This is a genomic window from Budvicia aquatica DSM 5075 = ATCC 35567, from assembly GCF_000427805.1.
In the GTDB taxonomy this organism is placed as follows: domain Bacteria; phylum Pseudomonadota; class Gammaproteobacteria; order Enterobacterales; family Enterobacteriaceae; genus Budvicia; species Budvicia aquatica.
Genome location: NZ_ATYS01000081.1, coordinates 1 through 9387 on the forward strand (window position 1 = coordinate 1; position 9387 = coordinate 9387).

The following is a 9387-nucleotide window of genomic DNA, read 5'->3' on the forward strand; positions in this document are numbered from 1 at the left end:
TGAGCTTCATAAGCATGTCTTGAATCCAGATCGCATCCTCCGGACTAAACACAGATGGCATCTGCGCGACTAGGTATGCTTTGTTGTGCATGGTTGGGTGTCAGGGTGAGGGAAAACCGATGGAATGTCTGGACGCAGCTCATATGGCTTAACGACACCACCAACCGCGTTAGAAATAGCAACTGCGTTAACGGGTGAGATCTTTTTAAGGCCCCGAACCCACTTCCAGACAGCACCCTGGGTAACGCCAACTTTTTTTGCTAGGGCGGTTTGCCCTCCGGCAATGTACACAGCCTCTTCAATGGGTGTTTTTGTGTGAAACATAAATACTCCTTAGTTATTTGGTTTTAATTTAAACTCTTGGGTTTTATTTTGCAAGTGAAACAGTCATTGACACTTAAGTACCAAGGTTGTAATTTAAGTAAATTAATATCGGAGGATTACGTAGATGAGTTTGACTTTGGCGCAACGCCTGAGGATCGCAATGGCTGAAGTTGGAATAACACAAAGTTCTTTAGCTGAAAAAATAGGTGTTTCTCAAGCAACCATACAAAAGATAGTGACAGGAAGAACCCTCAGGACAGCGTTTTTGCTACCGATAGCAAAAGCTTTAAATATTCGTCCAGAGTGGCTTGCTGAGGGTGTTGGTGAAATGCGTGAAACCAGCATCAAACAACGTGACGGCGTTCCTATGTCTGAGCTTGTGGAAATACCCATAATTACATGGGATAGCTCAGATCCACTTGAAAATGATGAGGTTGAGATACCGTTTTACAAAAGCATTGAGCTAGCTGCGGGCAATGGACGCTGCGTCAATGAGGACTATAATGGCTTTAAATTGAGGTTCTCTAAGGCGACGCTAAGGCGCTATGGCGCCGAGGCAAAGTATGCGGCCGCATTCCCAGTAAGCGGGGACAGCATGGCTCCCGTGATACCGAATGGCTCAACAGTCACCATTGATAGAAACCATACAAAAATTGTAGATGGTGGGATTTATGTCATCGAACAAGATGAGCTATTCAGAGTGAAGCTACTTTACCGTCAGCCCGGCGGTAAGCTGATAATCCGTAGCTATAACTCATCCGAATTCCCTGATGAGACTGCTGATATTGATACGGTGAAGATAATAGGTCGGGTAATTAACTGGTCAGTAATGGCGTGGTAGCCAGTCCTAAGCATATAAGCGACATGGCTGGCTGGTAGGGTTTTTGTGTGTTGGTGGGAATCAAAAAGTGATATTATCAAAAACTTTCAACACTTTATACTAACCCTCAATTCAGTTACTGGGGGTATTCTATTACCACTTACAGGCTTTACTAACTAATTTTGTTATATTTTCAATCTCAGAGATATCAAATACCATTGTTTGTTGATCCATTTTATCAGGGGTATAACCAACAGTTAATTTTTTCTTTCCTTGCAAGCTTTTGATGAACTCGATTGGTTCCGCAGAAAAAAGACGATGACCATCAGGACTTAAATTCCACTTTTGTTCAACTGCTGTACTACTATCGATTCGTACAATTACATTTTTAGATCCCTCTCCCGTGACTATGCCTTTTTTTATTAACAGCATAAGCTCTGTTTTACCACCGCTGCATTTTATGGCTACCCCACCAGAAGAGAAATCAGTCGATGATAATATTCCAGTAATCTCATCACCATCATCCAATGGATTTTTATCTGTGAGAATAGTCCATAAGTTTGGCTTTAACGCTTCTTCTGCTGTTGTTGGTCCCGTTCTGGTCTCAGCAAATGCAACTGAAGCCACCAGTAAACTTACAAAGAAAATAACCCTTTTCAATTCAATGCCCTTTAGTTTAAAAGTTAGACTAATGCTACATTAAAATTACTCAGCATTAGTGGTGCTCATATTCTCTTTTGCTATACCGCTCAAAATAACCAGTATTTAATTTTAACCGATAAAACACTAACCCTTTAGTAATCCCATATACCGTGCATCGTGACATTTATTTCATAGCGATACCCCACACACTACCCCTAATTACTGGGCATATACAAAACCGGAATTAGGCAAAAATCAAGAAGTCGGCGCAAGCTGTACAAAACAACCAAAAAAATAAAATAAACCAATTGACTTAAATTAAACCCTAGGTATTATTTGATTATTGCAAAAAATAGCCCCGACATACCACGCCAATAGATGTCAGGGCCGCAGGTCACAACAAACGGAGGTCTATATGACCAGTGTAAATATTACCACAACTGCCGAAATGGTCAAAACTGCACCGAATGCTAAATTCCTATGGCGCTTTTTGGCTATCAAACGTTCGGATTTGAAATCTGTACCTTGTCGCCAATCTGTTGAAGCTCACACCGAAAAAGAAGCCCGTAAAATTCTGGCTCCTCACTACATCTTATCCTTTGCTGCTCGCCTGCCTGTTCGGGGGGTGAGCCATGCATAACGTTACCGTTCTTGAGGCAATTACCCGTATTGAATCAATACAGCATGGAATAGGGGCGCTGGGTGAGATACTACAAGTTATCGAACTTGATTCCATCTCTGATGAGGCAGTAGGGAATATTGGTTCAATGTTCGTTGTACTCAGTCAAATCACCCTAGAAGCTTTAGGTAAAGTAGATGGCGGGGTGAGTCATGACCAAGCAAGAGATTAAACAACTGAATGACATCCTTCAAAAATCGCAGCAAGCCAGCGCCATTGCTCGGGCTATGTATCATTCATGGTTAGAGCTTCCAGGATGTGAGATTGAATTACTCATTGGTATGTTTTCTGAGTATTCCGACTCAGTAACCGAATGCCTGATAAACCTTTCTGGGGAGGCGGTACGTCATGGATGAGATTCACATTCCCGAAGACTTCACCGGACGTATTCTGGTCAACGTTAGAAACGGCAATGTAATTTGCCATCATCCACTAGCTGAAAACGAATATGTCTTAACAGTAGCGGCATTTATGGAAATTGTTAAGCAATGCGATAAGCAGAGTGCGGAGGTAAGCCATGCGTAAACCGATACCCTTAGACCTTGCATCTTACAAATCAGCTCAACTAGATAGCCTGATATACACAATTCTGGAAGTGGCTGGCGAAAATGATGTTCCACCACACTTAAGCCAGTTGATATCAATCGCTCACGACATGAGTACAGAAATAACCGAGTCATTACGTGCAGGGGTGTCCGCATGAGCCTATTAGACCAACTCACCATCAATAACCTTTCGTCATTGGATGGCGGTGCTTTGATGGCTATTTCAGCCACACAGAGCGAGGCTTCTGACGCGCTATTGGATGGTATTTCTGTTATGGGTAATCTGGCTTATTGGGCCGCCAATAATCCTGAGTATAGTGAGGCAAAAAACGACTTACAAAAGCTGGGTTATTCGCTGATGGTCACCGCTGAAATATTGAAGGCACTTAACCTGAATTCTACTTGTGCTGATAACGCCCTGATGCTGAGAGCTAACCATGAAAAATAACACCAGTATCGACGGAATCTCCATTACAGCCGATAACCTGCAGTCGCTGTTATGCATATTACATGAGCGCGAACCCAAGCAATTGGGGGGGGTGGAGGTTCATTCCACTATCGGTCTCGCGTGGGATTTGGCCTGCAAGATTTCTTCATGGCTGGAAAAGGAAGCGGAAAAAGATGAATAAGCATAACCCCAGCCTCATGGCGGAAGAGTTAGAGGAATTGTCGGGAATGTTATCGGTCATGACTCAGGTTGCCGGTGCGGATGCTGATTGTGAGATTTACCGCACTCTTCGCGCAGCATGGAGAAAGGCAGTAAAGATCGAAAAATGGTTCAGTGAAATGGAGACAGCTAGAAATGCGTGATACCACCAAACAACCATCTGCCAGCGNCCATCACGTTGAAGCTACAAAGCGCGGCATCCGGATATTAAAGCTAAACCCTCAAGGGTTGTATGAAGAAGCGGAGGTAATCGGTTTCTCCGACGCTATAACCCGCTTAGACCATGGTGGCTTTGATAAACATCTGTCTNCTGGTTTACGNATATTAGCGGCGTTAAAAGATGCTGAGGTAAAGAACCACTTTATACCAACAGTTGAACAGCAACTTATTGGCTGGCGATGGTTAGTCTCTACCGTATTTATCAACGAGCAGTGGAAAGCAAACGGAACGGTAGNTGTTGAGAATGAGGAAGGCGGAATTGATATGGCAATCATCTATTCAGGAGAGTATGGAGCTATGTGCATCTACCCGGGCCCTACGCGAACCTCCCTTGCTATCAATGTCGAAGGGCCAGCAATCGGTAAATACGGTACTGAAACCGGAATGTCATTATCCATTCAGTTTTATAAGGAAATGCTTGATATCAACAATGGCATTTTTCAAATATCCGCAATGGGGCTTGAAGGGCTGACAATACTGTATGACGGTTTTATCAAGCAAATTCAAGATAACGGTTTGCCTGTTCAGCCAACAATGCATTAGGGGGATTTTTGACAACGACTAATTATTCCATATTCGCCCAATCTGCCGTTATTGAAGAGCAAAAAGGCAGATATGAAACAGCAGCGGTTTATTGGGAAAAAGCCACCAGATACGCCCAAAGGCCAGTTAATCAGGCGTGGGCTACATCACGGATTGAGCTAAACACTTTGCGCCATACGTTACATCAGCGGTTTGAGCAGTGGCAAATAGAGAACCGCGAACGCAAAGCGAAAGAACGAGAAAAGCGGCTGTTATCTGAAGCATTAAAAAATACAACAATATCGGAGTGGGAATATGAAAAACCAATTAATGACATTTAAATCGCACGAGTTGGGTATATCTCTAAACGGCATGCTGTACCAAGGTAAACCGGTATTTTTTGCCGTAGAATTAGCAAAGGCTTTAGGTTATACAAACCCGTCAAAAGCACTAAATGACCACTGCAAATCATTGATTACACTTAATTATAACGATTCGTTAGAAATGGGATTAGGTAACCTACCGCGCGGTATACAATTAGCCCCTGAATCTGACGTATACCGGCTAATCCTGAAAAGCCAGCTCCCATCCGCTGAACGGGTTCAAGATTGGGTATGTGAAGAGGTCCTTCCGTCAATCCGTGAAACTGGTAGCTATGGACACCAATCCAAACCAATGTCAGAAATGGAAATGATCGCTGCTATGGCACTGTCCAATGTAGAGCAGGAACGCCGCCTGAATCACGTTGAAGGTGAAATTGAGACGGTAGCAGAGGCAGTTGAGAACATCAAAAAAGGCAATATGCGATCTGGTTATGTTGGATATCGCCAAGTGGTAGCCAAAAGCGGGATGACTGATACCAAATGCCGAAATCTGGTTAACGCTTACCGCATTCCGACTGACACGCATGAATTTATGACTCCGGATGGCCTATTATCCCGCCGTGCTATCGTTGAGTTTGATCCGTTCATGAATGCTTTTCATCGTATGATGTCAGAAGCAGAGCCACGCGGTACACGTTGGTACCATCCTAAAATGGGACTATTTCAAGCGATCGGATGGGAGAAATAATCATGTTACCAGCAGATTTTAGGTATTCAGGTATTACTACGGCATTCGAACATAAACCTATTTTAGCTTATGTTATTAATCGCCACGGTCGCCAACATAAATGCTTCTCCCGCAACACGGCCATTAATAAGCTGGCCCACATAATGACTCAGGCGGCATTTGACTTAATTAAAAAGCCGTCACACCTACCTGATGAACGAGTTCAAATGGATGGTTATATTGCCCATAGGCGAGGTGAAGTATTACCGGAATATTGGCGATGTCATAAACGCGCGGTTAGACGCATTCGTTTACTGTTAAATAAAAAACGTGAAATAGAAAAGTGGGAAGAAAAGCACACTAAATTAAAACAGGCTTATAGCGAGTTTATTATTACCAAGCCTTATTAATTAAATAAATTTCACTAATTAAATTTATTACAGCTTTCAGGCTGGGGACAAACTCAGCCTAAATCCGATAAAAGGATTATTACTTATGTCTGAAAAATTGAATCAAATAGCAAGAGATCGGATTCGAATAGCTCGCCTGTATATTGATTATTGCATGCGCCATTATGGTGGAAAATGGTCTGATGTTGTTGTAACAAAAAAGAAAATCGTCCGTGTAGATATTACTGAAAAAAGCATCTGCTTTATTCTCATCAAGTTTATTGAAAATCTAAGCTGTTCTGAACATGGATTAGTGGAAGGTAGAGGNCGAGTCGTCAACTTATATAGCCAAATGCTAAATAAAGATGCTGGAAAATTAACTCCACTGGGTGCAACGGTAATGATTGAAACCATGTTAGCCGCNGTAACNGATGCTATCGAGAACCCTTTAAATAANGANNTNCAGGTGGTTAATCATGACTGATATAGCNACCGACGAAGACGNCATGATTGATATTGACGATGTGATAATCCGTAGCACCCTAATTATTGATGATGGCTGCGACTGGACTGCATATAACGTGTGGAGCATGAACGCACGACGCAGAATGCGGCTCGGCATGTATGAGCAACCACCAGCCAGACCTAAAGTTTCTGAAATAAAGCTGGAGCCAGTTAAGAAGCCAAAAAAGAAAAGCCAGCGAAAGGCAGCGGCAGTCGATTAAGGGGTAAGCACACAGACTCCCTCTAACCGCAAGGCTTACAGCGTAGTTGTGCAGCTAAATAAATTGAAGGAAAACAATCATGACAAATAAACTCAGCAAAGAAAGATTAGAAAAAATAGCGTTCGGCTCAGTTCGTCAAAGCCAAGAGGAAGGCGTATTTATCGCTCGTGAAGTGTTGGAATATAGAGAAGCAGAGGGTAATCCAGTTTACTGGGAGATAGCCGGATGTCTGTTCTCAACGAAAGAGGAAGCGCTTAAGCCGGGATTTATCGGAACGCCAGAACCGCTTTATGAATCACCTGCATTAGGTCAACCGGTAGCGACTGGGTGGATTAGCGTTGCTGATCACCTGCCAGAACTAGACACTGATGTGCAAATTTATTGCTTAGATAGTGGTGAGCAGATGGTTGCCTATCGATTTTCCGATACTGGATTCAGTTATGCGACAACAGAGGGCGGCTCGGTGATAGCGTGTGAACCAACTCACTGGATGGAATTGCCAGCAGCGCCGGAGGTGATTAACAATGATTAATCAAATGCAATTAGTCGCTGCAATCATGAAGGAATTATCCAGACAGGTTCCGGGATTACCGGCTGAGGCTCGATATGTAAATGCTGCCATAGCCGCCGCTAATTCAATCTGTAACGAATTAAGCAAGCCGATCGTTAAGGCTTCTAATCGCATGGGGCTTTCAGCGTGGCTTACGAGTGATGACACAGGGTTGAGTAGTAAATTCATGGCATCTGTCCTATCCGGGCAATTTATCACTGAAAATCGCTACCCGCTAGATCCCGCCGATTTTGGCCGCTGCGTCCGCCTTATTCGCGCCGTTCCTGAATTGGAGCCTAGCCTTAGCCAAATGCGTGATTTTGGTAAAGAGTGGGCGGCGGTAGNTAATAATTGGAGTTACTGGACCCAATTATATGACAANAAGCAAGGTGAAGAGCTTTATAAAGAAATGAAGACTGCTTATTCCGCGGCACCGGTACCGGAGGATTACCAATGACTGACGATTTAGCGTGGATGAGTTCTGCTCAGGTATGTGCGCACCTTGGTATATCGCTNCGCACATTAGACCGGAGGCGGAAAAAGGAGGTTAACCCCTTCCCTGAGCCTGACTACTCCGATATAGGAGCGGAAAATAAGTGGTACCGGTATAAAGTGATTGAATGGCAGCATCAGGAAACTTTGCTAAAACGAACGGCAATTTCCTCTTTATCAAATGCAGCGCGAGACATACGGGGCCGTATAGTAAAACGTGCATGAGTCGCAGCAAGAGCCTCGTATCCGAGGCTTTTACTTTACGTACTCAGGATTGCTCACAATAGACTGTATCCTCTCCCACCAACGTGAATAGGCCTCTTTCATTTCATCCAAGTAATTGTATTTATCATATACCGCCCAGACCCCCGGCAACTTATGCCCCAGCATCATTTCAGCTATGTGAGGGGCGGTAAGTTCCGATAGGTTTGTTCGGGCGGTTCTTCGTAGATCATGAATCGAAAAGTGAGGAACAGTAATTTTATAGGTTTTATATATATATGAACTAACACTGCCTGGTAATGTTAAGTGGAACCCTTGCGCTAAAGGGACCTCCCTACTCGAAAAGATATAATCACCACACGAAAAATTAATAGCCTCTTCCAAAAGGGGGTGTATTTCAGGAATGATCGGCCTGATTAATGGTTTTTTTGTTTTCATTCCAGTTTTATGGTTTTCTGCCGGCACGGTCCAGACACCTAACTTTAAATCAAAATCACCTTTTTTCGCTAACCGTAGCTCTGCGATGCGGCACCCATAAAATAAGCATAATTTTAATAGCGTTTTATTCCTAGAGGTCAATCTAGAGTGATTGCATGCACTCCAAAATAGGGCTATTTCCGGATGATCGAGAACGCGTTCCCCCACCCCTTTCTGTATACCAAAATCACGTCCAGAAAGTTCAATTAGCGGATTATGAGAAACAACCCGCCTCTTTTGGGCCCATGAGTAACATTGCTTTGAATTGCTAATAACGCGTTTAGTTATTTCACTGTAATGCTTCGATAGATTATCCAATAAAGGAAGCCAGTTATGTACGGTAAGTTCAGCGGCTGGGTATTTGCCAATCTTAGGGAAAACGTGAATTTCGAATGACCGCATGATCTGGGTAGAACCTACCTTAGGAGCGCAAACCATCGAATGCCATTCTCTGAACACGGACTCAAACGATAGCTGACTAGATATTTGCTCCCTATCCAAATCACGACGCGTCTTTGGATTATTTCCGGCAGCCAGTACACCAGCCCATTTTATAACCTCGTCTCTCGCAACTTTCAGGCTAACGGCGGGATAGCTACCTATTGTCATTTTCTCTTGTTTACCGCAATACCTATATCGGTAAAAGAAAGTGACAGCACCTTTAACCGATAGGCGAACCCATAAGCCGTCACGGTCTGACTTTTCTTCAATCTTATCTCTCGATTTTCCAAGGTTAGATCTAAGGTAACTATCTGAAATTGCCATAATATTAACCAGACCGTGTCCATTGACTTTTGATTATCATTGCGAATGATACAATATGGACATAGTAATGGACATGAATATATTGGCGGTTGGTGTCGGAGACTGTCTTTTGTTGGCGTGGGTTTATTTATAATATTTGTTATTTATTATAAAGTTAATTGATATTTTGACGCCAATTGTCATGAGTTGTCTTTATTATAATCATCAGACAGGCCGATAAACCCGTTAATCACGCCCTGCGGGTTTTGGGTGCAAAACAATTTCACCATCGGCAGGTATTCATTCAGGATTAGCGGGCG

The 9387-nt window shown here is 43.3% G+C and carries 16 protein-coding genes; 13 read left to right on the top strand and 3 right to left on the bottom strand.

Annotated elements, in window-relative coordinates:
- Positions 1-69: 69 nt before the first annotated feature.
- Positions 70-324: a transcriptional regulator gene (locus YWE_RS0119720; protein ID WP_029096056.1), complete on the bottom strand. Its 255-nt coding sequence runs from the start codon at positions 322-324 to the stop codon at positions 70-72.
- Between the two features lie 124 nt (positions 325-448).
- Here YWE_RS0119720 and YWE_RS0119725 point away from each other — a divergent pair, with 124 nt between their 5' ends.
- Positions 449-1165: a S24 family peptidase gene (locus YWE_RS0119725; protein WP_227659957.1), complete on the top strand. Its 717-nt coding sequence runs from the start codon at positions 449-451 to the stop codon at positions 1163-1165.
- Positions 1166-1297: 132 nt separating this feature from the next.
- Here the strand turns inward: YWE_RS0119725 and YWE_RS0119730 are convergent, their stop codons facing one another.
- On the bottom strand, positions 1298-1804 hold the full coding sequence (locus YWE_RS0119730; RefSeq protein WP_029096058.1) for a type VI secretion system-associated protein TagO: 507 nt from the start codon (positions 1802-1804) through the stop codon (positions 1298-1300).
- Positions 1805-2201: 397 nt separating this feature from the next.
- On the opposite strand from YWE_RS0119730, the gene YWE_RS0119735 reads away from it, so the two are divergent.
- From YWE_RS0119735 to xis, 12 genes are all read left to right on the top strand, one after another.
- Positions 2202-2426 (top strand): host cell division inhibitor Icd-like protein, encoded by a 225-nt coding sequence (locus YWE_RS0119735; RefSeq protein ID WP_227659958.1) that lies wholly within the window; start codon positions 2202-2204, stop codon positions 2424-2426.
- Entirely contained in the window at positions 2419-2637 is a 219-nt protein-coding gene (locus tag YWE_RS0119740; protein WP_029096060.1) for a hypothetical protein, read from the top strand. The genes YWE_RS0119735 and YWE_RS0119740 overlap by 8 nt, the downstream gene beginning before the upstream one ends.
- A complete protein-coding gene (locus tag YWE_RS0119745) occupies positions 2618-2821 on the top strand; it encodes a hypothetical protein (RefSeq protein WP_029096061.1) in 204 nt (67 codons plus the stop codon). The genes YWE_RS0119740 and YWE_RS0119745 overlap by 20 nt, the downstream gene beginning before the upstream one ends.
- Positions 2814-2990: a hypothetical protein gene (locus YWE_RS30600; protein ID WP_154661431.1), complete on the top strand. Its 177-nt coding sequence runs from the start codon at positions 2814-2816 to the stop codon at positions 2988-2990. Before YWE_RS0119745 ends, YWE_RS30600 begins: the two co-directional genes overlap by 8 nt.
- 174 nt (positions 2991-3164) lie before the next feature.
- Complete coding sequence (locus YWE_RS0119760; RefSeq protein ID WP_029096063.1) at positions 3165-3458, top strand: hypothetical protein; 294 nt, start codon at positions 3165-3167, stop codon at positions 3456-3458.
- Positions 3448-3639, top strand: coding sequence for a hypothetical protein (locus tag YWE_RS0119765; RefSeq protein WP_029096064.1), 192 nt, complete (start codon positions 3448-3450; stop codon positions 3637-3639). Before YWE_RS0119760 ends, YWE_RS0119765 begins: the two co-directional genes overlap by 11 nt.
- Positions 3632-3820, top strand: coding sequence for a hypothetical protein (locus tag YWE_RS0119770; protein ID WP_029096065.1), 189 nt, complete (start codon positions 3632-3634; stop codon positions 3818-3820). The genes YWE_RS0119765 and YWE_RS0119770 overlap by 8 nt, the downstream gene beginning before the upstream one ends.
- Before the next feature lie 627 nt (positions 3821-4447).
- Positions 4448-4759 carry an ANR family transcriptional regulator gene (locus YWE_RS0119780; RefSeq protein WP_029096067.1) on the top strand — a complete coding sequence of 104 codons (312 nt, stop codon included), beginning with the start codon at positions 4448-4450 and terminating at the stop codon, positions 4757-4759.
- A complete protein-coding gene (locus YWE_RS29850; protein ID WP_029096068.1) occupies positions 4734-5489 on the top strand; it encodes a BRO-N domain-containing protein in 756 nt (251 codons plus the stop codon). The genes YWE_RS0119780 and YWE_RS29850 overlap by 26 nt, the downstream gene beginning before the upstream one ends.
- A gap of 2 nt (positions 5490-5491) precedes the next feature.
- A complete protein-coding gene (locus YWE_RS0119790; RefSeq protein WP_051323463.1) occupies positions 5492-5878 on the top strand; it encodes a hypothetical protein in 387 nt (128 codons plus the stop codon).
- 783 nt (positions 5879-6661) lie between these two features.
- Positions 6662-7114, top strand: coding sequence for a DUF551 domain-containing protein (locus YWE_RS29180; RefSeq protein ID WP_051323464.1), 453 nt, complete (start codon positions 6662-6664; stop codon positions 7112-7114).
- 492 nt (positions 7115-7606) lie between these two features.
- A complete protein-coding gene (gene xis / locus YWE_RS32035) occupies positions 7607-7849 on the top strand; it encodes an excisionase Xis (RefSeq protein ID WP_368659123.1) in 243 nt (80 codons plus the stop codon).
- A gap of 30 nt (positions 7850-7879) precedes the next feature.
- Here the strand turns inward: xis and YWE_RS0119820 are convergent, their stop codons facing one another.
- Positions 7880-9088: a tyrosine-type recombinase/integrase gene (locus tag YWE_RS0119820; RefSeq protein ID WP_029096074.1), complete on the bottom strand. Its 1209-nt coding sequence runs from the start codon at positions 9086-9088 to the stop codon at positions 7880-7882.
- Between the last annotated feature and the right edge of the window lie 299 nt (positions 9089-9387).

Excerpts from the sequence above, each read along its gene's own strand:
- YWE_RS0119765 (WP_029096064.1), top strand. The coding sequence starts at position 3,448 with ATGAAAAATAACACCAGTATCGACGGAATCTCCATTACAGCCGATAAC.
- YWE_RS0119720 (WP_029096056.1), bottom strand. The coding sequence starts at position 324 with ATGTTTCACACAAAAACACCCATTGAAGAGGCTGTGTACATTGCCGGA.
- YWE_RS29180 (WP_051323464.1), top strand. The coding sequence starts at position 6,662 with ATGACAAATAAACTCAGCAAAGAAAGATTAGAAAAAATAGCGTTCGGC.
- YWE_RS29850 (WP_029096068.1), top strand. The coding sequence starts at position 4,734 with ATGAAAAACCAATTAATGACATTTAAATCGCACGAGTTGGGTATATCT.
- YWE_RS30600 (WP_154661431.1), top strand. The coding sequence starts at position 2,814 with ATGGATGAGATTCACATTCCCGAAGACTTCACCGGACGTATTCTGGTC.
- YWE_RS0119790 (WP_051323463.1), top strand. The coding sequence starts at position 5,492 with ATGTTACCAGCAGATTTTAGGTATTCAGGTATTACTACGGCATTCGAA.
- YWE_RS0119820 (WP_029096074.1), bottom strand. The coding sequence starts at position 9,088 with ATGGCAATTTCAGATAGTTACCTTAGATCTAACCTTGGAAAATCGAGA.
- YWE_RS0119740 (WP_029096060.1), top strand. The coding sequence starts at position 2,419 with ATGCATAACGTTACCGTTCTTGAGGCAATTACCCGTATTGAATCAATA.
- YWE_RS0119760 (WP_029096063.1), top strand. The coding sequence starts at position 3,165 with ATGAGCCTATTAGACCAACTCACCATCAATAACCTTTCGTCATTGGAT.
- YWE_RS0119725 (WP_227659957.1), top strand. The coding sequence starts at position 449 with ATGAGTTTGACTTTGGCGCAACGCCTGAGGATCGCAATGGCTGAAGTT.
- YWE_RS0119745 (WP_029096061.1), top strand. The coding sequence starts at position 2,618 with ATGACCAAGCAAGAGATTAAACAACTGAATGACATCCTTCAAAAATCG.
- YWE_RS0119770 (WP_029096065.1), top strand. The coding sequence starts at position 3,632 with ATGAATAAGCATAACCCCAGCCTCATGGCGGAAGAGTTAGAGGAATTG.
- YWE_RS0119735 (WP_227659958.1), top strand. The coding sequence starts at position 2,202 with ATGACCAGTGTAAATATTACCACAACTGCCGAAATGGTCAAAACTGCA.